Origin of the sequence: Sinorhizobium medicae, assembly GCF_007827695.1 — a bacterium.
Classification (GTDB): domain Bacteria; phylum Pseudomonadota; class Alphaproteobacteria; order Rhizobiales; family Rhizobiaceae; genus Sinorhizobium; species Sinorhizobium medicae.
In genome coordinates this window covers 154,103-179,150 of sequence record NZ_VITA01000003.1, presented here as the reverse complement: position 1 = coordinate 179,150, position 25,048 = coordinate 154,103, and the positions used below count along the sequence as shown (strand labels likewise).

Annotated in this window: 22 protein-coding genes and 1 pseudogene; 11 read left to right on the top strand and 12 right to left on the bottom strand. The window is 61.5% G+C overall.

Features of this window, described 5'->3' with window-relative positions; all coding sequences use genetic code 11:
* Positions 1 to 292: 292 nt before the first annotated feature.
* The 11 genes and pseudogenes from FB009_RS06390 to FB009_RS06340 all read right to left on the bottom strand — a co-directional run bounded on the left by FB009_RS06390 (position 293) and on the right by FB009_RS06340 (position 12,501).
* Positions 293 to 994 (bottom strand): NapC/NirT family cytochrome c, encoded by a 702-nt coding sequence (locus tag FB009_RS06390; protein WP_011970068.1) that lies wholly within the window; start codon positions 992 to 994, stop codon positions 293 to 295.
* A gap of 3 nt (positions 995 to 997) precedes the next feature.
* The gene (locus FB009_RS06385; protein ID WP_050564347.1) at positions 998 to 1,501 is read right to left on the bottom strand and encodes a nitrate reductase cytochrome c-type subunit; all 504 of its coding nucleotides are present in this window, start codon (positions 1,499 to 1,501) and stop codon (positions 998 to 1,000) included.
* Complete coding sequence (gene napA, locus FB009_RS06380; RefSeq protein ID WP_011970066.1) at positions 1,471 to 3,975, bottom strand: periplasmic nitrate reductase subunit alpha; 2,505 nt, start codon at positions 3,973 to 3,975, stop codon at positions 1,471 to 1,473. The genes FB009_RS06385 and napA overlap by 31 nt, the downstream gene beginning before the upstream one ends.
* Positions 3,950 to 4,237 carry a chaperone NapD gene (locus FB009_RS06375; RefSeq protein WP_011970065.1) on the bottom strand — a complete coding sequence of 96 codons (288 nt, stop codon included), beginning with the start codon at positions 4,235 to 4,237 and terminating at the stop codon, positions 3,950 to 3,952. Before FB009_RS06375 ends, napA begins: the two co-directional genes overlap by 26 nt.
* On the bottom strand, positions 4,230 to 4,730 hold the full coding sequence (locus tag FB009_RS06370) for a ferredoxin-type protein NapF (RefSeq protein ID WP_011970064.1): 501 nt from the start codon (positions 4,728 to 4,730) through the stop codon (positions 4,230 to 4,232). The genes FB009_RS06375 and FB009_RS06370 overlap by 8 nt, the downstream gene beginning before the upstream one ends.
* A gap of 7 nt (positions 4,731 to 4,737) precedes the next feature.
* A complete protein-coding gene (gene napE / locus FB009_RS06365) occupies positions 4,738 to 4,923 on the bottom strand; it encodes a periplasmic nitrate reductase, NapE protein (protein WP_011970063.1) in 186 nt (61 codons plus the stop codon).
* Positions 4,924 to 5,527: 604 nt separating this feature from the next.
* Positions 5,528 to 5,824 (bottom strand): DUF1127 domain-containing protein, encoded by a 297-nt coding sequence (locus tag FB009_RS32655; RefSeq protein ID WP_018210289.1) that lies wholly within the window; start codon positions 5,822 to 5,824, stop codon positions 5,528 to 5,530.
* A 260-nt stretch (positions 5,825 to 6,084) separates the two neighbouring features.
* Positions 6,085 to 7,293 (bottom strand): plasmid replication protein RepC, encoded by a 1,209-nt coding sequence (gene repC / locus FB009_RS06355; protein ID WP_011970061.1) that lies wholly within the window; start codon positions 7,291 to 7,293, stop codon positions 6,085 to 6,087.
* Positions 7,294 to 7,448: 155 nt separating this feature from the next.
* Positions 7,449 to 8,453, bottom strand: coding sequence for a plasmid partitioning protein RepB (repB, locus tag FB009_RS06350; protein WP_011970060.1), 1,005 nt, complete (start codon positions 8,451 to 8,453; stop codon positions 7,449 to 7,451).
* The gene (gene repA / locus FB009_RS06345) at positions 8,450 to 9,625 is read right to left on the bottom strand and encodes a plasmid partitioning protein RepA (RefSeq protein WP_011970059.1); all 1,176 of its coding nucleotides are present in this window, start codon (positions 9,623 to 9,625) and stop codon (positions 8,450 to 8,452) included. The genes repB and repA overlap by 4 nt, the downstream gene beginning before the upstream one ends.
* Positions 9,626 to 10,951: 1,326 nt before the next feature.
* Positions 10,952 to 12,501 (bottom strand): annotated as a pseudogene (locus FB009_RS06340) (calcium-binding protein).
* A 245-nt stretch (positions 12,502 to 12,746) separates the two neighbouring features.
* On the opposite strand from FB009_RS06340, the gene FB009_RS06335 reads away from it, so the two are divergent.
* Together FB009_RS06335 and FB009_RS06330 are read left to right on the top strand one after the other, a co-directional pair.
* A complete protein-coding gene (locus FB009_RS06335) occupies positions 12,747 to 13,598 on the top strand; it encodes a D-amino-acid transaminase (protein ID WP_011970057.1) in 852 nt (283 codons plus the stop codon).
* Between the two features lie 65 nt (positions 13,599 to 13,663).
* The gene (locus tag FB009_RS06330) at positions 13,664 to 14,701 is read left to right on the top strand and encodes a DmpA family aminopeptidase (protein WP_024324422.1); all 1,038 of its coding nucleotides are present in this window, start codon (positions 13,664 to 13,666) and stop codon (positions 14,699 to 14,701) included.
* A gap of 7 nt (positions 14,702 to 14,708) precedes the next feature.
* Here FB009_RS06330 and FB009_RS06325 read toward each other — a convergent pair whose 3' ends face one another.
* Entirely contained in the window at positions 14,709 to 15,650 is a 942-nt protein-coding gene (locus FB009_RS06325) for a LysR family transcriptional regulator (RefSeq protein ID WP_011970055.1), read from the bottom strand.
* Between the two features lie 184 nt (positions 15,651 to 15,834).
* Between FB009_RS06325 and FB009_RS06320 the strand changes: the two genes are divergently transcribed.
* The 9 genes from FB009_RS06320 (at position 15,835) to FB009_RS06280 (ending at position 25,028) form a co-directional block, all read left to right on the top strand.
* Complete coding sequence (locus tag FB009_RS06320; protein WP_011970054.1) at positions 15,835 to 17,460, top strand: amidohydrolase; 1,626 nt, start codon at positions 15,835 to 15,837, stop codon at positions 17,458 to 17,460.
* A gap of 56 nt (positions 17,461 to 17,516) precedes the next feature.
* Positions 17,517 to 19,109, top strand: coding sequence for an ABC transporter substrate-binding protein (locus FB009_RS06315; RefSeq protein WP_011970053.1), 1,593 nt, complete (start codon positions 17,517 to 17,519; stop codon positions 19,107 to 19,109).
* 80 nt (positions 19,110 to 19,189) lie between these two features.
* Positions 19,190 to 20,125, top strand: coding sequence for an ABC transporter permease (locus FB009_RS06310; RefSeq protein ID WP_011970052.1), 936 nt, complete (start codon positions 19,190 to 19,192; stop codon positions 20,123 to 20,125).
* A gap of 4 nt (positions 20,126 to 20,129) precedes the next feature.
* Positions 20,130 to 20,951 carry an ABC transporter permease gene (locus tag FB009_RS06305; RefSeq protein WP_011970051.1) on the top strand — a complete coding sequence of 274 codons (822 nt, stop codon included), beginning with the start codon at positions 20,130 to 20,132 and terminating at the stop codon, positions 20,949 to 20,951.
* Complete coding sequence (locus tag FB009_RS06300) at positions 20,948 to 21,862, top strand: ABC transporter ATP-binding protein (protein ID WP_011970050.1); 915 nt, start codon at positions 20,948 to 20,950, stop codon at positions 21,860 to 21,862. Before FB009_RS06305 ends, FB009_RS06300 begins: the two co-directional genes overlap by 4 nt.
* Positions 21,859 to 22,824 (top strand): ATP-binding cassette domain-containing protein, encoded by a 966-nt coding sequence (locus FB009_RS06295; RefSeq protein WP_011970049.1) that lies wholly within the window; start codon positions 21,859 to 21,861, stop codon positions 22,822 to 22,824. The genes FB009_RS06300 and FB009_RS06295 overlap by 4 nt, the downstream gene beginning before the upstream one ends.
* A 267-nt stretch (positions 22,825 to 23,091) precedes the next feature.
* A complete protein-coding gene (locus tag FB009_RS06290) occupies positions 23,092 to 23,301 on the top strand; it encodes a cold-shock protein (protein ID WP_011970048.1) in 210 nt (69 codons plus the stop codon).
* A 214-nt stretch (positions 23,302 to 23,515) separates the two neighbouring features.
* On the top strand, positions 23,516 to 23,896 hold the full coding sequence (locus FB009_RS06285; protein WP_024311368.1) for a DUF6481 family protein: 381 nt from the start codon (positions 23,516 to 23,518) through the stop codon (positions 23,894 to 23,896).
* 85 nt (positions 23,897 to 23,981) lie between these two features.
* Positions 23,982 to 25,028: a fatty acid desaturase gene (locus FB009_RS06280; RefSeq protein ID WP_011970046.1), complete on the top strand. Its 1,047-nt coding sequence runs from the start codon at positions 23,982 to 23,984 to the stop codon at positions 25,026 to 25,028.
* Positions 25,029 to 25,048 lie beyond the last annotated feature (20 nt).

Below are 25,048 nucleotides of genomic sequence, written 5' to 3'. Positions count from 1 at the left end.
GGCACGCTCGTTGGAAGACCCCAAGTTAATCCGCATGTGGGACAACTTTACGCTGTCGTTTCGGTTGAGTCGTTGATTGTGATCAACAATGGCCAAACTCACCGGAAAGGCTGCCGCCCGCCTTCATGAGTATCAAAGCTCTTCAGGAAGGTCTGTGACCGGCGTCGCCGATGCCCTGCGAGGGCGGTACCGCAGCGGGTGATTGGCGTGCACTCTGCAGCCAACTAAAGATGGATAGGCTGCAAGTCAGCCTTCCATCATCAGGAACAGCTCGTCCCAGGACTTGCGAGCATCAATTGCCAAAGGCTACCCTGTGGGAGTCATTCATTACCTTCCTCAGGTCGTCGATTGCCGAAGCAGAAGGCAGCGTCTCTCCTTCGAGTTCGGGCGGCAGCTTCCAGCCGGGCTCGACGCCCTGCATGTTCGGCAGTTCGTGGGCGATGCCCTTATGGCAGTCGATACAGGTCGCCCTGCCCGGTAGCAGGTAGCGGGTATGGATCTCGGCGGCGCGTTGCGTCTGCTTGGAAAGGTCCATCGCTGCCGACGAGTGACAGTTGCGGCACTCGAGGCTGTCGTTGGCCTTGAGCCGCGCCCATTCGTGCTTGGCGAGTTCCAGGCGGTGGTTGAGGAACTTCTCGCGCGTGTTGATGGTCCCGAAGATCTTGCCCCACACTTCCTTGGAGGCCTGCATCTTGCGGGCGATCTTGTCCGTCCATTCATGCGGCACGTGGCAGTCGGGACAGGACGCCCGTACGCCCGAGCGGTTGGAGAAATGAACCGTGCGTGTCAGCTCCTCATAGACGTTGGCCCGCATCTCATGACAGGAGACGCAAAACTCCTCCGTGTTGGTGAGCTCCAAGGCGGTGTTGAAGGCGCCCCAGAAGATCACGCCCCCGACGAAGCCGCCGAGTGTCAAAAAGGCAAGGCTCAGCGTTGCGGCCGGCGTGGCCAGAACCTTCCACACCCACAATAGGAGGCGCTTTATACGAGCCATGGCCTACTCGCTCCCCGCGTGACCGACGCCCATCTCGCTCATGTCGCGGAAGGTATTGCCCACGAGCGGTCGCACGTCGGCCTGCGGCACATGGCAGGCCGTGCAGAAATAACGCCGCGGTGAAACGTCGGCGAGCATCTGCCCCTCCCGCGTCATGTAATGGGTGACGCTGATCATCGGCGCGCCGGACTCCTGCGTCAGTTCGCGCTTATGGCAGGAAAGACATCGATTGGTGTTGACCGAAAGTTGGTAGCCCTCGATCGAATGCGGGATGACTGGCGGCTGGTCGGGATAGGCGCGCTCCTTGCGCGCGTCGTCCACGACCCACTTCGGAATAGGCTCCGCCACTACCTCGCCCATCTCCGTCGGTGGGCCGGAGAGCTCCGGCACCCTCTCACCCGCCATCTGGGCGATCGCCCCCGTTGCGACGAGCAGGACCGCCAACAGGCTTCCGAGCAAAGATCGGGGGCTCCTCATCATGCGACAGAGACGATTTTGACCGCGCATTTTTTGAAATCCGTCTGTTTCGAGATGGGATCGGTTGCGTCGAGTGTCACCTTGTTGATCAGCCTGCTGGCGTCGAACCAGGGTACGAAGACGACACCCGGCGGCATGCGGTTGCGGCCGCGCGTCTCGACGCGGGCACGAATCTCGCCGCGGCGGGAGACGATCCGCACCTCCGCCCCCTGATTGATGCCGCGATCGCGGGCGTCACCGGCATTCATGAAGCAGACTGCGCCGGGAAACGCCTTGTAGAGTTCCGGCACCCGCATCGTCATCGAGCCGGAGTGCCAGTGCTCGAGGACGCGGCCCGTCACCAGCCAGACATTGTATTCGTCGTCGGGAGATTCCGCCGGCGGCTCGTAAGGAACGGCGAGGATCACCGCCTTGCCGTCCGGGCGACCATAGAACTTCACGCCCTCCCCCGGCTTCACGTAGGGATCGTAGCCTTCACGGTAGCGCCAGAGCGTCTCCTTGCCGTCGACGACAGGCCAGCGGAGCCCCCGTTCCTCGTGGTAACGGTCATAGGGCGCCAGGTCATGCCCGTGCCCGCGCCCAAAAGAGGCATATTCCTCAAATAGACCTTTCTGGATGTAATAGCCGAAGGCCTCGGCCTCCCGGTTGGCGTATTCCTTGTTGAAGTCGCTTGCCGGGAAGCGGTCGACATTGCCGTTCTTGAAGAGCACCTCGTAAAGGGTCTTGCCACGATAGCCGGGATTGGCGTCTAGGATGTCGGTCGGCCAGACCTCATCGGTGGTGAAACGCTTCGAAAACTCCACCATTTGCCAGAGATCGGAACGCGCCTCGCCGGGCGCATCGACGAGCTGGTGCCAGACATGGGTGCGTCGCTCGGCATTGCCATAGGCGCCTTCTTTCTCCACCCACATGGCTGCCGGAAGGATCAGGTCGGCGCTCATTGCGGTGATCGTCGGATAGACGTCGGAGACGACGACAAAATTATCCGGGTTACGATAACCCTGATAGGTCTCGTTCTGCGTATTGGGAGCCGCCTGGACGTTGTTGTTCACCTGCACCCAGTAAAAGTTCAGCTTGCCATCCTTGAGCATGCGGTCCTGTTCGACAGCATGATAGCCTGGCTTTTCCGGAATTATCCCGTGGGGAATCCGCCAGATCTCCTCGGCGTGCTTGCGGTGCTCCGGATTAGTCACGGTCATGTCGGCCGGCAGCCGGTGGGCAAAGGTGCCGACCTCGCGTGCCGTGCCGCAGGCCGAGGGCTGGCCAGTGAGCGAAAACGGGCTGTTGCCCGGCTCAGAGATCTTCCCCGTCAACAGATGCAGGTTGTAGACCATGTGGTTGACCCAGACGCCGCGTACATGCTGATTGAATCCCATGGTCCAGAGCGACATCACCTTACGCTTGGGATCGGCATAGAGATCGGCCAATTGTTCGAGGAACCCGGCCTCGACGCCGGTCAATTCGACGGTCTTGTCGAGCGTGTATTCCGAAACGAAGGATTTGAAGCTCTCGAAGTCGCTCGGGGTCATTTTCGCCGCATCTTTGGCGTTCACGGCTTTGACCTCGAGCGGATTGTCGGGCCTCAGGCCATAGCCAATGTCAGTTGCGCCGACCATGAAGGTCGTATGCTTGCTGACGAAATCCTCGTTTACCTGGCCGGTCTGAATAATGTGATTGGCGATGTAGTTGAGGATCGCCAGATCAGTGCCCGGCTTGAAGACGATCGGAATATCCGCCAGATCCATGCTCCGATGGGTGAAGGTCGAGAGCACCGCCACCTTTACATGCTCGTACCCGAGCCTTCGATCGGCGAGGCGCGTCCACAGGATCGGGTGCATCTCGGCCATGTTCGAGCCCCAGAGCACGAAGGCGTCCGCGTGCTCGAAGTCGTCATAACAGCCCATCGGCTCGTCCATGCCGAAGGTGCGCATGAAGGCGTAGGCCGCCGAGGCCATGCAGTGGCGGGCATTGGGATCGAGATTGTTGGAGCGGAAACCGGCCCGCATCAGCTTGGTTGCCGCGTAGCCCTCGAAGATGGTCCATTGCCCGGAGCCGAACATGCCGACGGCGGTCGGGCCCTTGTCCTTCAGCACCTTCTTCGCCTGCTCGGCCATGATGTCGAAGGCCTCGTCCCAGCTCACCGGCTCGAACTCGCCCTCCTTGGCGAAGGCGCCGTTGCGCTTGCGCAGGAGTGGCGTCTTCAGTCGGTCGGAGCCGTACATGATTTTGGACAGAAAGTAGCCCTTGATGCAGTTGAGGCCGCGGTTCACCTCAGCCTGCATGTCGCCATGGGTGGCGACGACCTGTCCCTCCTTGACGCCGACCATGACGCCGCAGCCGGTACCGCAGAAACGGCAGGGTGCCTTCGACCACTTTATCTGAAGTGCTTCGACGCCGCCCGGCACGGGTTGCGCCGCCGCCGGAAGCGCGATTCCCGCTGTAGCTGCGGCGATGCCGGCCGCATGCGCCTTCAGGATCTCACGCCGCGTCAGTTCGCCGGTCATGGCCGATCTCTCCTTGAGTTTCGACATGCTCAAACACCATGTTGGCTGCCACTACGCCTTCGAGCAGCGCGATACGCGAAAGAGTTTCGCCGAGCATTCCGGTGCTCGTGCCCTCGATCACGATGACGATCTTTCCTGCCTCGTGGGCATAAACCTCAACGTTCGGTATCTCGGCGAGAGTGGCGACGACACGCTCCCGCATGTGCGGCATCGTCATGATGACGGCGCTGGAGATATGATAGGACGCGCTCGAATCAGACATCGGCGCGCTCCCAATCGGTCTCTCGCGTGCGTATCGCTGCCACCGGACATACGGAAAAGCAGGCGCCGCAGCCGGTGCAGGCCTCTTCGTTAAGCTCGGGCAAGAAGGGACCGCCGGCACGCGGACGGAAGCGGATGGCCTCCGTCGGACATGCATCGCGACAGGCCTGGCAATCGGTTCGGTTCTTCGCGAGACAGCTCTCGCCGATCATTGCGACGTGGGGAAAGTGTCTTGGCCGGCCGATGAAGACCGGCTCCGGACAGAGTTCCGCGCATTGGCCGCAGAAGGTACACTCGGCGACTGAGAAATCGAGCGCGGGGCGATCGGCGATCAGCCGGATGATGTGGGCCGGACAGGCATCGACGCATCGTCCGCAGCCGGTGCAGGCCTCGAGGCTTTCCGTGGTTGCTCCCGGCGGAGAGACACGCCCACCCCCCGGCTTGTGAGAACCGCGGAGAAAATTCCGCCGTGATATCTCGACGCTCTCACCCATGCCGCCCTCAATGCGCTAGCGGGCCGGGTGGCCCAAAGATGATCTGGAACATCCAGACGAGAAAGCCGTAGGCGCCGACGAACCCCACCGCGGCAATCGGCCAGATGCCGAAGGCCAGCACGAGAAAAGTGATGACTTCGTTCCGGCGCCTTGCGGGTCCCATGCTCCCCCTGGCCTGATTTGCATCGGACATCTTGGGCGTACTCCCCTCGGTACACGCATGCGTCTTAGAGAAGCCTAGAGCATCGAATTTAAAAGGAAAGAGAGAGTGCACGAAAATCGTGTCGATCCGAATCAGGAACTTGGCCGCTATTCCCCGATAGAGCTGATGGATTCGTAGCCTACGGGCAGACTTGATGCGAACTTCACTGCTGTTTCCCAACGGCAGCGTCGGCAGCGCTGCTGCCCAGACTCGCGAGAGCGGCCGCAAGGGCCGCGTGTAGGCGACAGCGATCGAATGCTTCAGAATTCGTTAACCGTCTGAGTGAGTATCGGAAACATTCGCTAACGGAAGCTAAATACCAACACGCTTCCGTCATGGACCCCTCACTATCGATGGGGTTCAGGTATCGTGTATAGAGCGCCACACGTCGCTGCTTCTCGAAGCCACGAAGAATAGCCCGCGCGAACACGCGACACAATTTGCATTTGAAAATCCGCAGGCGACCCGGCGTAGACCGAAGCTCCTTTGATACCGTTAAAAGGGCGTATCGCCGCAAACCCCATCTCACGCGCTGCGGTCACCCTGGCAAGCCGTTCCGCCCGCTCTCGGTTGGAGGTCGACCGGAATTATAGCCTTACGGGCTGTCCCTGAACCGGTCATTGTCGGCTGGCGGGAGGCCGAGGGCATGTCGTTCCCGGGCATTTCCCAAGGTGCGCGCGGCTCCGGCCAGGTGCTGAATTTCAAAGCGTGTGACCCCGATGTCCTTGAGCATATCGTCCGGCATCTCATTCAGGGCGCAACCGCGTGTGCGGCGGATCCTCCTGCGACGACGGATTGCTTCGATGAGGTGTGCGGCGTAGCTCGACAGTGCCGGGCTGCGCGCTGCGGCCAGAAAGGCCGTTGGAATCAGGTTGAAAGAGGTCTTAGACATGGCGCTTACCTTCTTGGTCCGAGCGTCCAGCATCGTTGGACACACACCAATGCGGTCGTTGCGATCGAGGGCCTTGTTGTCCCTGATGCGGTGGCAGGGCCAATTCAGCCCGCACGCGCTATCCGCATATTGATGAATACCCGCATCTCGCCACTGTGGCTGTTCCCGGAGTAACTCATCACGCGACCGCCCTGCCCTCTCGCAGCCAGGGAATGGTATAGGTAGGCGCCCGGTAATGTCGCAGGCTCCCGCCGCATTGATCACGACGCGCTCCGGACATCGAAGCCATTCGCCCTCAGCAACGCCACGAGCATCGGGCCCAGCGAGAATTTCCCTTGCTTCGCTTTGGCGGTCAGATCGCGCAGATAGCCGCCGGCAGAGTTGATGTGCCCTGCCCGCTCGAGGATGCAGGCCATGGCCGCCGCGGCATTTTCGGTGCCCATGACTGCGCAGGCTTCCTGATAGGCCGAGGGATAGACGCCGAGCATGGAGCGCACCGTAACAGCAGCGATCATAAGGTCGCGCCAGCTTCGTACCGTTCCGTCAGGCCCGTAATTGACGATTTCCGGGCAGGCTTTCAGTACCAGCCCTAGCGGGAAGATCCTGTTTGCCTCACTGGCTGGTGCAATGGGCTGATGTTTGGATGGTTCATTCCCCGAGCCGGCTTCAAGTTCAATAATAGATTCAGGTTTTGATTCCTGTATGTGCCGCTCAGTTTGATCGGGATTGCCGCTCAGTTCTTGCGGTTTCGCGCGCATTTGCAATCGGTTAGCCACCTGCTCGCGCAATATCTCGAGCGCTGCGACCAGGGGGGTGAGGTCGTCAATGCCGGGGGCTCTCGGGATTGATTGGACGAGGGTCCGGAAATGCTCCTGCACCGTTGCCCAATCGCTCGGGAGTTCTCCTTCGACCACCACGTCGATCAGTTTGGCAATGTCTCGACGGCAAAGCGTCAGCCGCTCGCGCAGCCGCTGCAATTCGAGCCGATCGGCCTCGGCTTTGGCTGCGAGCTGCTCGATTTCGGTGGATCGGGCCAAAAGCGGAGCCAGTGAAAAGCCGAATGCGGTGCCGATCGCTCCATCGCGCGTCTTGCGGGCATAGCGTTTGCCGTTCGGGCTGTCCTTACGGGCAACAAGTCCGGCATCGACGAGTGCGGCGAGGTGCCTTCTGAGTGTTGCCTCGGCCATTCCATGGGCTCTCAGCGAAAGCTGGAGGTTCGAGGGGAAAACTATCAGGCCGGTTTCTTCGCTAAGCGTGTTCTCGGGATAGAAGCTCAACAGGGCGTTCAGAACAGCCAGCGCCCTGTCACTGATGCCCAGATGCCGTTTGGCTGCACAAAGCGAGCGAAACAGTTTCCACTTCTCGACCGATTTCCCAGGTTCGATTTCGCGGGAGATGAACTGGCCTGCCAACATGGCAAGCGTCATCGACCGCCGCCCAAAGGGCGTCGTCACACTTCCACTCTCCATTTTCTTCACCTTCGATAAGGCAAAAGAAAGCAGCTCACCAAAAACGGTGCCAAGGACTCTTGACTGTGATTCGTGGAAATGCGATTCTCGATCTTGCTACAAATCTGAGGAAGGCTTCCACGGCTTGTTCGTTGGGGGCCTTTTTCTTTTGCGGATTAATCTCCTCGTTTCGAATTCTGCCTTTGCATGAACTGGTCGTGCAGGCTTTCGATCTGACCTGCAATGAAATCGACGAAGCCCGTTGGCACGGACTTGTTGAATGTCAGCCTGGAAGCCGACTTGCTACGTTGGACCTGGCCGAGCACGAGACCATGAGAAATCAGGTCACTCGTGGCCGAAGATGCTGCAGGCTTGCCGTCCGCTTTGGAAAGCGCTTCAAAAACCGCGGCGAAGCGAAGGTCGCTGGAAGCGGATTGAATTTCGTCTCTCTCCAGAACCAGCTGCGCCACATGTCCGGGGTCCTTATGAGCGGACCAGCGCAGTTCGAATTCCAGCCATCTGCGGCGTCCGATTTCAGGCGCCGGACCGATCTGCATCAGGATCTCGCGCGGCAACGCCGTTGCTATCCGGATCATTTCGGAAATATGCGATCTGCCGGTGCTCAGCGATTTGCAGATAACGTCGCGGCGATAGCCGGCCGTTTCCTGTGACTGCGCGAAAAAGCATCGCTCGATAAAGGACAGGTCCTTTCGGTTGCTGTTCTCCTCCCCTTGAAGAACGATGGCGTCTTCGTCGCTGAGCTCCCGTGCGATCGTCTTGAACTTGATGCCGAGGAGCTTGGCGGCGGCAAGACGCCGCCGGCCGAACACGATCTGAAACGGTTTTGCTGCTCCGCGCACCGGGCGGACCAGACCGGGTGTGCTTTGTCCATGCTCGCGCATCGACTCGACCAGATCGGCGATGCTGGCGCCGCTGTAGCCTGAGTCGAAGCGATCCCGGATGGCAGATTCCATGATCTCGTCCGGATCGATGTCGACGATCTGACCACCATCCTTTAGAAGGCGTTCGGCAAGTTCGCTGCGCTCCTGCATCTGGCGAACGCCGGCGGCGACTTTAAGAAGATGCGGCGACGAGGACCGCTGCATACCGCCCTTCTCGGCTGAATTCTCCAGCTGTCCGAGGACATTGGCAAAAAGGCCTTTGGAATCCTTGCGGCTCATTCTCTCCCCCATGCCTTCCAGAAGAGGCCTTCGAGTTCAGCATTGGCGGCGTTGATCGACTCTATGGCGCGATCGTAGGTCTTTGGCGCCGAGAAGCGGGATCGCTGAACCTCGTAAAGGCTCTGCTTCCACGTCAGTGCATCTGCGACGGCCGTCGATTTGCTGACCGAGTTGAGCAGCAGGTCCTCGCCGAAAACCTGCCTCATCAGCGCGGACATGTTGGCCTGCGGGTGATCGTTTGGCTCGAACTTCGTGATCAGGAACTTGGCGAAATCCCACTGGGCGGCTGTGCCCACCTCGTTCAGTATCTGCATGTAAGACCCGGCCAATTCGAGAAACTTCGCCGTCGAATCCACATCCAACATATGTGCCGGAACCGGGATGATCACGCCGGTCGCAGCCGTCAGGGACGAAAGCGTCAGGAAGTTCAAGGACGGGGCGGAGTCCATGAGGACGAAGTCGTAATCGTCGACAACCTGCTCCAGAGCCTGGGAGACGCGAAGCAGGAAGCCCGTACCCGCGGAGCGCCGCATCTCGAGCGCGACTGCGGTCTCGAACTCGGTCAGCTCGAGCCCGGCGCAGATGACATCGAAGCCGACGATGTGAGTCCGGTGGATAATGGACTTCGTCGGGACCGGATCGTCGAAGCGAATGGCCGAGTAAAGGGTGTCTCCACCGCGATAGTCAAATTCCGGCAAGCTGCCGTGAAGAGCGGTGAGCGATGCCTGGGGGTCGAGGTCGACGGCCAGCACGCGGTAGCCTCGGAGCGCCAGATAATGGCCGAGATGGATTGTCGTCGACGTTTTGCTCGAACCGCCCTTGAAGTTGGTGACGGCAACGATCTGGCATTGCTCGTTACCCGTCCTGCGGGGATTCATCCATTTCTTCCGGCCGTTGGCCGCAAGCGCCATGCGCAATTCAAGAACCTGTTCGAGCGTGTAGAGGCGCCGGCCATTGGCGATCTCTGGCTCAGGTCCCTGATCCTTGGCGGCAACCTGGCGAATATATGCCTCAGTTACGCCGAGCAGAGCCGCGACTTCGGTCGAGGTGAATTTGCGCATCGTGCGGCGCGCATCTGGAGGAAACTGCGCCATGGTCAAATTGTTCAGCGCCATTTCAAGCTTGCTGGAGAAATTCTCCATGAAAGCGAGGCTGCTTAGATGTCGAGTCATTGCAAAAATCCCTGGTGATCGTTTCCGTCACTTAAGCAATGAAGTGGTTAACCGTTTGCTAATCACCACGTAGCTACTCGAAAACACGCAAATTCGAAAAATTTCCGCAACTAAAGACGTACCCCGATTCGGCCATGCCCATCAATGTGCGCTGTGGATGGTGCTCCAGGCCAGAAAAAGGGCTATCCCATGTTCGCATCGAGGTCCTCTGTGCTTCCCAGATGGGATGCCACCGGAGCACTGCTGTGCGGCGCGCGTTTGTGCCTCGGCAGAAGACGCCGACTTGGAAAGACCTCGGGCGTGGTCGAGCGCCTGTGCACCTCCCCTGCTTCATGGATCTCGCAGACAGGCAAAAGCGGACGAGCTCGCTCTTATACATGGGGTGAAGTGCAGTCCTGTTGGTTCCCCGCGGGGAACGTTTCCCGGCCGGCTCGGTCTCGGATGTCTTTGCAGCGGATCGGGGCCGCGACGATGACGGCGCGGCCACGACGGCTTGCAACGGCCCTTCCGCTTGGGTGCCGGCGCAATTCTGGCGCCGACCGGCTCGTGTCTCGTCCTTGCTAGGTGAATAATACACGCGCCCGGTGTTCCCCGCGGGGAACTTGCTGACGGGGGGGCCTTGGCGCTGTTTGGCGATCACCGGCGGCTGGGTGATGAGCGGTGCCGGGCTCGCAAGAGCTTCGGCGCGAATCCGTGTACCAGCCGGTCCGGCTCGTCCGGCGCACAGGGCAACGGCATCGACGAGTTGACCTGCAGAATGTGAGCAAGCGTGGTGCCATTCACAGAGCCTGGTGCCGATGGCCGGTTCTCGCAGGGTAAGCATTACCGGCGGACAGCCAAGCCTGGTCAGCTTAAAAATGAGGCTTAGCCTCGTCTGGAAGCCTTCTCATTCGTCGGTCCGAGATGTTCCCCGAGGGGAACTTTGGCTGGGGGCCGTGACCATCAAGCGCCAGCGTCTCGAGAAGGGGGGGGGTAGATTGACTTATTTTCGTTCCGGCAGGGGAGCGGCGGCACGGGGCAGGGCGGCGGCTTCGGAATTGCTGTCGTGCCAGTGGCGGGGGCGATCCGCCATTGCATAGGCCGTCAAAAAAGGACATTATAGTGGAGGCGCTTGGGCGTACACCGAGTTGCAGAGCTCATTTCTGCTCAGCGGTAAGTCATTGTTCCACAAGCCATTTTCTTCCAAACGGAACGTAGAGGGCCGTTCGCTTCCGTCTCTCGGACGCACGGCTTTGCATTGCGCCTTACCGCAAAGTTCCCCGCGGGGAACACTGCAATTGATTCAAATCGAAGGCCGCCAGCCCATTGGGAAGGGCGACCGTGTGCTCAGGCGAAGAGGACGTCTGCGGCCGAAAAACCAGCGAGCAGGTATTCTGGATCAATATCCCGTGGGCGTCGCCATCGAAACTGACGTAAACCCCTTCGGGCGTATCACGGGAGGCGGCGAGGAAGCTTTCGAAGTCGCGAAACTCGGTACCGCCAAAGCCGCGGAATAGAAGCACATCACCGTCCCCGCTGCGAAAGTCGATGATCCGATCGATGCTGCTGTCATTGCGGACAGAGGCTTCGTCCCAAATGAAAGTGTCGGCGTCGGATCCACCTGTCAAAAGATCGGCGCCAGCACCGCCGAGCAGCCTGTCCGAGTGATATTCGCCACTCAGCGAATCGTTGCCATCCCCGCCAAGCAGACTATCCGCTCCACTGCCGCCGACGAGTATGTCATCGCCGCTGCGCCCGTTCAAAACATCGTTTCCGCTGGGGCCTTCCCTGTAGGTGTCGAAACAGAAGAGCCTATCGTTGCCATTCCCGCCGGAGAGGTGGACGCCAAGATAGGCCGATTTAACGGTGATGTTGAACTCCTCGATCGAGCCAAAACGCGATGCATCGAGAACGAAGCCGGCGGGCACATCATCGAGTGCGATGCTCGCTCTGTCGAAACCATCGCCGCCGTCCAATGCGCCGATTATACCATCCGTATAGACGTGAAGTCTGTCATCGCCGGCGCCGCCATAGAGCTCACTCCATCCGCCATAGGCGGTGTCTTCCCCACCCGCCGAGAGAGTGTCATTGCCGTCGCCGCCGAGCAGTATGTCTCCGGCGGCAAAACCGTTGCTCAGGTAATCATCCCCGGCACCGCCCGTAACCGTATCCGATCCAAGGCCTCCGGTCAGAGAGTCGTTGCCGTCCCCGCCATTGACGTCGTCATCGCCGCTGCCGCCATCGAGCCGGTCGTTGCCACGACCGCCCACAAGACTGTCATTGCCGTCCTCCCCCTCGAGCCTGTCGTCGTCGTTGCCGCCGTTAACGTAGTCGTCGCCCTGACCGCCGCTAATAAAATCGTCGCCTGCGCCGCCAAACAGTAGATCCCGACCGTCGCCGGCATAGATCTGGTCATCGCCGATGCCGGTTTCGATACGGTCGTCACCCGCACCGGTATGGATGTTGACGAAGCTGAAGCCCGTGGCAATGATTCTGTCATCGCCGATCCCGGTCGTCAGATTGAGTCGCTCGATATCGAGGAAATAAAGGTGGTTTGCTTTAACCGAAAGATCGCCGAAGGCTGCGTGGCCATTCATGCCATCGAACAGGAAGGCATCGGTTATTGCGGCGTAATCGCCCACAAGCGTGTCGACCCCCGTGCCACCCCGTGCCGCGCCGCCGACGCCGATGAACGACAGCCGATCATTGCCTTCGCCGCCGGTAAACTCGTCAAAGCCGCTTGAACTTGTCAGCGCATCGTCGCCGGCCCTACCATCGACGAAGTCATCGCCTTTGCCGCCATCCACGACATCATTGCCGTCGAGACTCCAGATCCGGTCGCCTTCGCTTGTACCACTCAGAATATCGCCCGCACGCGTTCCAATAAACTTTGCCATAGCAGCGCTCCTTGGGGGTGAAGCGGTGAGCATAATGAGAAGCTGCGCCAAGAATAAGCTCTTAATATCTACTGGAAAATCGTGAAAATACTTAATATTTTAAAGTATAATCTCTGTACACGCATGCTGCGAGGCAGCAAGGGATAAGTCAGAGCTCAGGCGAAATTTGCATGAGATGCTGCCCAAATTGAATTGGTCAGCCGCAGCGAGTCCTTCCTATGTTCTGTCCGCAACGGGAGGAACAGATGGGCAGGATCGTCTACGTCCATGGTCAATTCATACCCGAGGAGGAAGCCCGGATCGGGCTTTTTGACCGGGGTTTTCTGTTCGGCGATGCCGTCTACGAGGTAACGGCGGTGATCGGCGGGCGGATGATCGATAACGATCTGCATCTCGGTCGGCTCTGCCGTTCGCTGAAGGAGCTCGCCATCCCGCTCGCGCTCTCCCTGGAGCAAATTGCAGGCATTCAAGCGGAACTGATCGCCCGCAACGACTTGCGGGACGGCACGGTCTATCTGCAGGTCTCGCGCGGCGAGGCGGATCGCGACTTTCTCTATTCCGAGGCACTGGCGCCGAAGCTTGTCGGCTTCACCCAGGCGAAGATGCTGAGCGGCACGAGGGCCCAGCGGGACGGCATCGCGGTCGATCTGGCGGACGATCCGCGCTGGAAACGGCGTGACATCAAAACCGCCATGCTTCTCGGCCAGGTCATGGCCAAACAAGCGGCACGCGCCCGCGGTTTTGACGATGTCTGGCTGGTGGAGAACGGGCTGGTGACCGAGGGCGCCAGCTCCACGGCCCATGTCATAACGGCCGAGGGGCACATCCTCACGCGCGCCGCTTCGCATGTGACGCTGCCGGGCTGTACGCAGCGTGCTCTTGCCAAGCTCTGCGCGGCCGAGGGGCTACAAATCGTGGAGCGTGCCTTCGCGCCCGGCGAGGCGCAGGCTGCCGCGGAGGCGTTTCAGACCTCCGCGTCCAGCCTGGTGACCCCGGTCGTGCGGATCGGCGTGCGGCTTGTCGGCAACGGCAGGCCCGGACCGATGACCCGGAAACTCCAGGCTCTATATCTGGAAGCGGCCGGCATTGCGCACTAAAGCAATGACAGGAAAAGCGCGGTTCCCTCCGCAAACGGATGGGTTCAGAGGGTTGGTAGGGCGACATGAAGACGGCACGGGAACTGGGACTGATACCGCAGGGCCGGCTGGCGCCGGGGCCGGGCAATGAAATAACCGACGTTGCGGGCGTTTCGATCGGCCACCGGTCGTTGCGCGGCGAGGGCGTGTACACAGGGATCACTGCCATCGTCCCGCATCCGGGCGATATCTTCCGCGTCAAGCCGCGGGCGGCGGTGGAGGTCATCAACGGCTTCGGCAAATCGGCGGGGCTGATGCAGGTGGCCGAACTCGGCACGCTCGAGACGCCGATCCTGCTCACCAACACCTTTTCCGTATCCGCCTGTACGGAGGCGCTTATCCGCCGCGCCGTCGCCGCCAATCCGGCAATCGGGCGACAGACCTCGACCGTCAATGCAGTGGTCTGCGAATGCAACGACGGCAGCATCAACGACATTCAGGCGCTGGCGGTAACGCCAGCCGATGCCGAGGCGGCGCTTGACGCCGCCCGCATGGGGCCAGTGGAGCAGGGGGCGGTGGGTGCCGGCTCCGGCATGACGGCTTTCGGCTTCAAGGCGGGTATCGGCACGGCGTCGCGGCGCATGCGGATAGGCAAGCGCGACTTCACGCTGGGCACGCTAGTTCTCGCAAATTTCGGGGCGGCCGGCGATCTCGTCCTGCCGGACGGGCGCCGACCCGATCCGAAAGTGCCGGCCAAGCCCGAATGTGGCTCCGTTATCGTCGTCACGGCGACGGACCTTCCTTTGGCCGATCGCCAGTTGCAGCGGATCACGCGGCGGGCCGGCGCGGGTCTTGCCCGCCTCGGCGCCTTCTGGGGCCATGGCAGCGGCGATGTCGCCCTCTGTTTCACCACTGCCGATCCGGTGGAGCACGAGCCGCCCGCATCCTTCGCCACGCAGGAGCGGATCGCTGACGCTCACATCGACATCGCTTTCCGCGCCGCCGCCGAGACGACGCAGGAGGCGGTCCTGAACGCGCTCTGCATGGCGCCCGCCATGGCGGGCCGCAGCGGCCGGATCATTCCTTCTCTTGCCGACTGGCTGAGGAAGAACAGCGTTTCATGAAGTGTGATCAAGCGGGCGAGCGCTCCAGGAGCTGCTGCGCCGTCTGCCATAGATCCTCGACCTTGCGGTTGCGGCCCGCCGCGTGGCGGTAGAGCCGGATCTCGAGGTCGAGGTTCCAGCCTTCATCCGCAGAGGCGGGCACGAGGCGGCCTGCCTCCATCTCCTCACGCGCGAGACTTTCCGGAAGCCAGCACAGGCCTGCGCCCGTCAATGCCATGTTCATCAAGCCGGCGCTGATGGTGTTTTCGTGTGTCGTGCGGCGCCGGAATGGCGGACGGCGCAGCAGCAGGCGCGAAAGGGCAACGCCAAAGAAAGAATTCAAGCCATAGCTGAGATAAGGGATGGCAAGCCGCGGCTGGGCGACGGCACGGTCAAGGAGGTTGCGACCGGGTTGTGCATGGCCGGACAGCACGATCTCCGTTGCGACCAGCGGGATCAAACGGTCATGGGCCACGGTCAGCGAGGCGAACTGTCCCCGGGCGAGATGGAACGGCACTTCCGCATGGGCATAGGTGAGGAAGAAATCCGCCTCGTCGCCAATGAGTGCGTCGAGGTTGGCCTCGATGCCACCTCGGTCCGGAATGAGCGAGGTGCTGAATGTCCCGCCCGCAGCCTCTAGTTTTTTCAGCCAGCGCGGAAAGAAGGTGACAGTCAGCGTATGCAGCGCGGCGAAGCGGATGAGGCCCGGCTCATTCGGAAGACGCAGAACTTCGCGCGCCGCATAGAAGGTACGGATCGATTCCTGGGCGACGGGCAGGAAATTGCGCCCGGCAGGCGTGAGTTCGGCCGGCATGGTCGCGCGGCTGATCAGCGTCGCGCCGAGCCAGTTCTCCAATTGCTTGATCCGGCGGCTGAAGGCCGGTTGAGTCACGTTGCGCAGCTCAGCCGCACGCGAGAAGCTGGACGTGTCGGCAAGCGTCACGAAATCCTCCAGCCACTTGATCTCCATGTCTGCTTTCCCCTTCGACGCGCGCGTGCTGCGGCGGCTCATAGGTATTCAATCAAGACAGATATGTCGATTCTGCATGGGTTGTTGCTAAAAGCGAATTGGCCAAGCCGGTCGCGACCTTCCAAGTTGGAATCGGAGGAAGCGGGCCGGCCGGCAGCGTCGGGGCCACAAGGGGGAGTTGCAGATGGCAATCGGAATCGAAGCCGAGCTTATCCTTACCAATGGCCGCATCTGGCGCGGCCGGGAGGAGGGCGTCAGCGAGGCCCTTGCCGTTTGGCAGGGCAAGGTTCTTGCAACCGGCAGCAGTGCGGACATATCCAACCTGAAGGGCCCGCGCACCGAAGTCATCGATCTCGAAGGCCGCTTTGCCACCCCTGGCCTCATCGACAACCACCTGCATCTCATCGCGACCGGCATGGCCATGGGCTGGGTCGACGCGTCGCCCGCGGCCGCGCCGACGCTCGCGGCGCTGATGAAGCAGGTTTCCGACCGCGCAGCCACGACGCAAAAGGGCGGCTGGATCCGCGCCCGGGGCTATGACCAGGTCAAGTTGGACACCGGCCGGCACCCAACGCGCGACGATCTCGATCGCGCCGCGCCCGATCACCCCGTCCTGCTGACGCGCGCCTGCGGCCACGTTTCAATCGCCAATACCCGCGCGCTGGAGCTCGCCGGCATCACAGAGACGACGGCGGTGCCCGAAGGGGGCGTGATCGGGCTCACCAATGGGTGTCTGAACGGCTTCCTGGCGGAAAACGCCCAGAACCTGGTCAGGGCCGCCATGCCGCCCGCAGCCACCGAAGAGCTTATCGACGGGATCGAGCGGGCCGGAAAGCACCTGCTTTCGTCCGGAATCACGAGCTGCATGGATGCGGCAGTCGGCCAGGTTTCCGGTTTCGCCGAAATCCAGGCTTACGAGATGGCTAAACTTTCCGGCCGTCTGCCGGTCCGCGTGTGGCTGACCCTGCTCGGCGACCCCGGCGTTTCCATCGTCGAGGATTGCTGGCGAGCCGGTCTTCTCTCCGGCGCCGGCGACGACATGCTGCGCGTCGGGGGTGTAAAGGTCTTTCTCGACGGTTCGGCGGGCGGTCGCACTGCCTGGATGACGAAGCCCTATCAGGGCGAACCGGACAATATCGGCGTGCAGATGCTGCCGGACGCGGAGGTCGAGGCGGTCGTCAAGGCCTGTCACGACCGAGGGTATCAGATGGTCTGCCACGCCATCGGCGACGGCGCGATCGAACAGCTCATCACGGCCTATGAGAAGGCGCTTGCCGCAAACCCCGATCCAGATCGTCGCCATCGTATCGAGCATTGCGGCTTTCCCGCGCCGGAACAGAATGCGCGCATGAAGGCGGCCGGCATCTTGCCAGCACCGCAGATGGCCTTCATCCACGATTTCGGCGACAGCTACATTTCCGTTCTCGGGGAAGAGCGAGGCTTGCCGTCATATCCGATCGGCACCTGGATGCGCATGGGATTAAAACCTTCGACCGGCTCCGATTCGCCCGTGTGCTCGCCCGACCCGTTCCCGAACCTGCATGCGATGATCACACGCGAGACCGGCAAGGGCACGGTGATGCAGGCATCCGAACGGCTGAGCCGCGAAGAGGCGTTGCAGGCCTATACCGAATTCGGCGCCTATTCGCAGAAAGCCGAGGCGGTCAAGGGACGGCTTGTGCCCGGTCAATGGGCGGACATCGCCGTCTTCGACAACGACCTTCTGGCCGCCCCGGCCGAAACAATTCTCTCAGATACCCGCTGTTTGCTCACCCTGCTTGCGGGCCGCGTCGTGCACGATGCACGCTGACGGCCCGCCGGACTGTATTTAAACGATGCCGGGAACGGCACGAGAGGGAGAACGATATGCTGAAAAGACTTACACTGGCGGCAATGCTCAGCCTCGGCGTGGCTGGCGGGGCGCTTGCGGCGGGCGAACGCCACGGCGGGACCCTTGTCTTCACCGCCCCCTACGGTTCGAGCTTCGCCACGCTCGACGTGCAGTCGAGCCCCAACACGCAGGAAGAATTCATCACCCAGGCCATCCACCGCGCGCTCTACAGCTGGGACGCGGTCCAGAACAAGCCGGTGCTGGAACTGGCGACCTCGGAAGACGTTTCCGAGGACGGCACGGTCCACACCTATCACCTGCGTGAAAACGCCGTATTCCACAACGGCAAGCCGCTGACAGCCGACGACATCATCTACAGCTACAAACGAATTGCCAATCCGAAGAACGCCTTTCCCGGCGCGAGCTTCATTGCGGTCATCAAGGGGGCGGAGGACTATACCGCCGGCAAGGCAGACGAGATTTCGGGTCTGAAGAAGATCGACGATCACACGCTGGAGATCACCTATGCCAGCACGATCAATCCCGGCTTCCCGCTGATGCAGAACACGACTGTCATCTATCCGTCCGATGTCGAGGACGAAGCGGAGTTCGGCAAAAACCCCGTCGGCCTCGGCGCTTTCGTCTTCAAGGAGCACGTACCCGGCTCCCGGCTCGTCGTGGAAAAGTTCGACAAATATTATGAGGAGGGCAAACCCTATCTCGACCGCATCAATATCGTGTTGATGGCCGAGGACGCCGCGCGCGACATCGCCTTCCGCAACAAGGAGATCGATGTTTCGATTCTCGGGCCCACCCAGTACCAGGCCTATCAGGGCGAGGACGGATTGAAGGATCACCTCCTGGAGGTCGCAGAGGTCTATACCCGTAATATAGGCTTCAATCCCGCCTTCGAACCCTTCAAGGACAGGCGGGTGCGCCAGGCGATCAACCATGCCATCAACGCGCCGCTGATCATCGAGCGCCTGGTCAAGAGCAAAGCCTATCCCGCCTCGGGATGGGTGCCGATTTCCTCGCCGGCCTTCGACAACGACAAGGCGCCCTACGCCTACGATCCGGACAAGGCGCAGGCGCTGCTCGCCGAGGCCGGCTACGCGGACGGCTTCGAATTCGAGGTGACGGCCAGCCCGAACGAAAGCTGGGGCGTGCCGATCGTCGAAGCCATCCTGCCCATGCTGAAGAAGGTCGGCATCACCGTGAAGCCGAAGCCGGTCGAAAGCTCGGCACTCGGCGAGGCGGTGACGACCAACAACTTCCAGGCCTTCATCTGGTCGAACCTTTCCGGCCCGGATCCGCTGAACGCGCTGCGCTGCTACTATTCAAAGACGCCGCAATCCGCCTGCAACTACACGAGCTATGCGAGCCCGGAATTCGACAAGCTCTATGAGGCGGCCAAACAGGAGCGTGACCCGGCCAAGCAGAACGATCTCCTGCGCCAGGCCAACAATATCGTGCAGGACGACGCGCCGGTCTGGTTCTTCAACTACAACAAGGCGGTGATCGCCTACCAGCCGTGGGTCCACGGCCTCGTTCCGAACGCGACGGAACTGGCGATCCAGCCCTATGACGAGATCTGGATCGACGATAAGGCACCGGCCTCGCGCCAGTAAGCCTGAGGGGGCGGGGGCGGCGGCCGCTGTCCCCCGCCTCGATTGTCGCGCCCGTTCGGGCGGCCAAAACGGAACGGCTCATGCTTCGCTTCACCCTGCGCCGCACCTTGCAGATCATACCCACGGTCGTCGTCGTGGCGATGCTCATCTTCGTTATCTTCAGCGTCGTGCCCGGCACCTTCGCCGCAAGCCTCTTCGCTGACGGCAAGCGTGCCGCCGACCCGCAGATGATCGCCCGCCTCAACGAGGAATTCGGGCTGAACAAGCCGCTGATGGAGCGCTTCGCGACCTATGTCACGGACCTTGCGCAATTTGATCTCGGCACCAGCTTCCGCACCCGTCAACCGGTAATAGACCTCATCAACGACCGCATATGGGCGTCGCTGCAGCTGGCGATCGCCGCCATGGCCTTTGCCCTCGTCGTCGGTGTGCCCCTCGGTTTCCTTGCAGCGCTGAGGCCGGGGTCGGTGCTCGACACGGTGACGATGATCGGAGCCGTGTCGGGCCTCTCAATGCCGCAGTTCTGGCTGGGTCTCCTGATGATGTATATCTTCGCCCTGCAGCTGAACTGGCTGCCGAGCTTCGGCTATGGCGACGGGTCCTTCCGGAACCTGATCCTGCCCGCCGTCACACTCGGCGTCACGCCGCTTGCGCTTCTCGCCCGCACCACGCGGGCCGGTGTTCTCGATGTGCTGAACGCCGACTTCATCCGCACCGCCCATTCAAAAGGCATGAGCGAGGCCAAGGTGGTTCGTTGGCACGTGGCGCGCAACGCGCTGGTGCTGATCGTCACGACACTCGGCCTGCAATTCGGCTCGCTGATCGGCCAGGCGGTCGTCATAGAAAAACTCTTCGCCTGGCCCGGTATCGGCTCGCTTCTGGTGGACAGCGTCGCAAGCCGCGACATTCCCGTGGTGCAGGGGACCATCCTCATTATCGTGCTCTGGTTCCTCGTCATCAACACGGCGGTCGATCTGATCTATGCCGCGATCGATCCGCGTATCAAGCAGGAGTGACGGGATGCGACTGGGCTTCAACTTCTGGCTCGGTGCCGGCCTGACCGCACTGGTGGTTCTTGCCGGCATTCTCGCCCCGTGGATCGCCCCCTTCGACCCGGTGCTCGACGCGGACCTGATGAACTCGGAGCTGCCACCGGATGCCACCTTCTGGTTCGGCACGGACGGGCAGGGGAGGGACGTCTATACCCGTATTCTGTATGGTGCGCAAATTTCGCTCACGGTCGGCGTCGTCTCGCAGCTCATAAATTCGATCATCGGCGTGACGCTGGGCATGACGGCGGGCTATTGGGGCGGTTGGTGGGACGACCTGGTCAATGGCGTCACGAACGTCATGCTCGCAATTCCATCGCTGATCTTCGCGCTTGCCGTAATGGCGGTGCTGGGTCCGGGCCTTCCTTCGCTGCTTGTCGCGCTTGGCCTCACCAACTGGAGCTGGACCTGCCGAATTGCACGCTCTTCCACGCTCTCCCTGAAATCGTTGAGCTATGTGCAGGCGGCGCAGACGCTGGGTTACGGGGACCTGCGGATCATGTTCACGCAGATCCTGCCCAATATAATGGGGCCGATCCTTGTGATGGCGACGCTCGGCATGGGTTCGGCGGTTCTTTCGGAAGCCGCTCTGTCCTTCCTTGGCCTCGGTATCCAGCCGCCATTCCCGAGCTGGGGCTCGATGCTGACGGACGCGCGTCAGCTCATTCAGCTTGCGCCCTGGGTGGCGATCTTTCCCGGCCTTGCCATTTTCCTCTCCGTGCTCGGCTTCAACCTTCTCGGCGACGGCCTGCGCGACAGCCTCGATCCGCATATGAGGACACGCAACCCATGACGGTGCCGCTTCTCGACATCAGGGAGCTTTGCTTGGGCCTCGCGGTCGGCCGTTCCGTCGTTCGCCCACTGCTCAAGGACGTCTCCTTCCAGATCATGCCGGGGGAGGCCTATGGTCTTGTCGGTGAGTCCGGCTCCGGCAAGTCCGTGACTTCACTCGCCGTCATGGGACTCCTCAAGAAGCCGCTCGCCGTTTCCGGCGGCGAGATCCTGTTCAAAGGCGAGAACCTGCTGGCACTCCCCAAGCGCGCGATGCGGCGCCTGCGCGGCAACCGCATCGCCATGATCTTTCAAGAGCCGATGACCGCGCTGAACCCGCTCTCCACGATCGGCCGGCAGATAGCCGAAATGTTCGTCCTGCATCAGGGAAAGAACTGGGACGAGGCGCAGGAACTCGCGGTGGAAGCCCTCATGAGCGTGCGCGTGCCGAACCCCGACAGGCGGGCGCGCAACTATCCGCACCAGATGTCGGGTGGCCTGCGCCAGCGGGTGATGATCGCCATGGCGCTCGCCTGCAATCCGGACCTCCTGATCGCCGACGAACCGACCACAGCGCTCGACGTCACCGTGCAGGCTGAGGTGCTGCGCCTGATCAAGGAACTCTGCGCCGAGCGCGGCACGGCGGTTCTCTTCATCAGTCACGACCTCGGCGTGATCGCCAGCATCTGCCAGCGCGTCGGCGTCATGTATGCCGGATGCCTCGTCGAGGAGAACGAGACGCGGGCGCTCTTCACGGATCCGCGGCACGAATATACCCGCGGGCTTCTCGGCGCCCTGCCGCGCTTCGGCAGCCGCAGCCAGCATGGCCGCCAGCGGCTGGTGGACATCGACAGCATCATCGCCGATCGCTCGAAGCTGGTCGAGACGCGCTTTATCGCCCCGCGCTGTGCGGAAGAAGGGAGCCGGTCATGACGGCCTCTCTGCTGGAGGTCGATGACCTGCACGTCCGCTTTTCTGTTTCAGGCGGTGGCCTGCTCGGAAGCGGGCGGCGCATGCTGCATGCCGTCAACGGCATCAGCTTCAAACTTGCCAAGGGCGAGTGCCTGTCGATCGTGGGCGAATCCGGCTGCGGCAAATCCACGACTGCGCTCGCGATCCTCGGTCTTCAGGAACCGACAGAAGGCACGATCCGCTACCGCGGCCAGCCGCTCACCGGAACGGGCGCGCCGGGGCGCATGCAGCGCGCCAAGGCGGTGCAGATGGTTTTCCAGGACCCTTATGCCTCGCTCAATCCGCGCCAAACCGTACGCGCTTCGCTGGCTGCGCCACTGCGGCTGCACGGCATCACCGCGGCGTCAGAGATCGCCGACCGAATCGAGGTCATGCTTGGCAATGTGGGGCTGACGCCCGAGCAGGCGCTCCGTTATCCGCACGAGTTTTCCGGCGGCCAGCGCCAGCGCATCGGCATAGCTCGCGCGCTTATCCTGGAGCCGGAGATCGTCGTGCTTGACGAGCCGGTGTCCGCCCTCGACGTGTCGATCCGCGCGCAGATCATCAACCTGCTGCTGGACCTTCAGGAAAAGCTCGGCCTCGCCTATCTGATGATCAGCCATGACCTCAGCGTGGTGGAACATATGAGCGACCGGGTGCTCGTGATGTTTTTCGGTCAGGTCGTGGAAGAGGGCGGCTGGCGGGATATTTTCGAGAAGCCCGCACATCCCTACACGCGACGGCTGATCGCAGCCATTCCCGATCCATATGCCGAGCAGAATCCGCTGCGGCAGCAGGACCGCTTGCCCGGAGTGCCGCCTCTTGACGGCCGCGGCTTCGCTTCCGACTGCAGCACGGCGCCGGACGTCTTTTCGGCGCCCGCGCGCTCTGAACTGGTCGAGATCGCGCTCGGCCATCGGGTCAGATTGGTACCTGCCGATTGACTCCGGGCACGCACAATATCTCGGCGGCGACCTGCGGAGAGAAGCGACCTTTCAAGTTATGCTACCAAAAATTGTATTCGGCTCCTCCAAAAAACAAAAAGTTGACGTGGTCGCGTCTCTCGTCTATGAAGGGTCATCGATACTTTGTTTGCCGATATTTGTTTTGCTGCGCGTTGCGCGTCTCTTGACGAACTTCCCTCTCTCAAAAGTCGAAACCCCGCTGTGCGTCGCCCAGCGGTGATCAATGTTGCTAAGAAAGGGTTCGTTATGACCACTGGCACAGTAAAATGGTTCAATTCAACCAAGGGCTTTGGCTTCATTCAGCCTGACGACGGCAGCGCCGATGTGTTCGTTCACATCTCTGCTGTTGAGCGCGCCGGCATGAATTCGATCGTCGAAGGTCAGAAGCTCGGCTTCGAGCTCGAGCGTGACAACAAGTCGGGCAAGATGTCCGCAGGCCAGCTCCGCGCTGCCTGACGCTTTTGGCCGCTAATGACCACGGATGTACTGGCATGGCGGCAAAACGTTCGAAAGGGCCAGGCGTATGTCTGGCCTTTTTCCGTTCACAGCGGGAGGTAAAATCTCACGCTGTGCACGTTTCCTTTGATCATACGCGATCGAAGGGCATGCGGGACATAGGACGCGCGTGCGTCCAAGCGATTACAACAAGCGATTACAAAAGGAACGACGATTGAGACACCCGAGCGACAACGGCTTTACCGAACGACGCAATGCCGCGGCAGATGCAAAGCGGCAGCTTCTGGCGAAATTTGCGTCCGCCCCCAAGCCGACGGACCCTGAAATGCAGGAAAAACTGGCTGCTCGTGAAGCCGCCGGCCGTGCCAGGGAGGCCCGTCGCGCCGAGCGCGAAGCGTTGAAAGCAGCCGAGCATGAGCGTGTTTTGGCGGAAGCCGCGGCCTTGGCGGCCGCCGCCGAGGCTGAGGAAAGGGCGGAAGCCGAAGCCCGCCAGGCGGAAATTGCCAATCGGGTTTCACGCGTCGTGGCGGACGAGGCGGCCCGCAAGGCCGAACGCGACCGCCGTTACGCCGCCCGCAAGGCCCGTCGGGCGTAAAACTCAACATCCGCAGCCCCGATCGACGGGTGCTGCTACTGCCCTGACATTCGATGCGGGGCGAGCGAAAATCGGACCGGTCATAATGAGTTCACATGTCTATCCACCCGCTTCACTTGTTGAAGACAATGCTGGAGCGTGGTTGAAGACGCTGGCGAAATACCGGCAGCCCCGTTTGGGGCGTAGCGCCTTCGAACTGGTTGTCACGCTTGTCCCATTTGCCATCTTCTGGGCTGTCGCCTGTATTTCCCTGGCCAACAGCTTCTGGCCAGGGCTCGTGGCGATCCTTCCCGCCAGCGCCTTCCTGCTCAGGCTGTTCATGATCCAGCACGACTGCGGCCACGGCTCGTTTTTCGCGCGCCGCGGACTTGATGACTGGACCGGTCGCCTTCTCGGAGTGCTGACCCTGACCCCCTATGACTACTGGAGGCGTGCACACGCAGCCCATCATGCGAGTGCGGGCAATCTCGACGAACGTGGCGTTGGTGACATCACCACGCTGACGATTGCCGAATATCGTGCCCGCTCGCCGATGAAGCGCCTCGCTTACCGGCTTTACCGGCACCCGCTCGTCATGTTCGGGATCGGGCCGGCCTGGCTCTTTCTATTCAAGCAGCGCCTGCCCTTCGGCATGATGAAGTCGGGTGCTCTGCCATGGATTTCGACCATGGCGACGAACGCAGCGATTGTCATGCTGGTCGCCTTGATGGTGTGGACCGTCGGGTGGGGCGCCTTTCTCCTGATCCATCTCCCGGTCGTGCTGCTCGCCGGCGCCGCCGGCGTTTGGCTCTTCTATGTGCAACACCAGTTCGAGGAAACCCACTGGTCGGCGGGTCAGGACTGGCGGTTTCCGCAGGCGGCGCTGCATGGCGCCTCGCATTACGATCTTCCGCCGGTGCTGCGCTGGCTTACCGGCAATATCGGCATCCACCACGTGCATCACCTGTCCAGCCGGATTCCTTACTACCGCCTGCCGGAAGTGCTGCGCGATCATCCGCAACTCGCCGGCATCGGCCGTATCACGCTTTGGGACAGCCTCAAATGCGTACGGCTCGTACTTTGGGACGACCGGCGCCGGCGGCTGGTTTCATTCCGCGACGCCGCTGGATCGCTACGCCGCTCCCTTACATAAGATCGACGAAAGACGAAGAC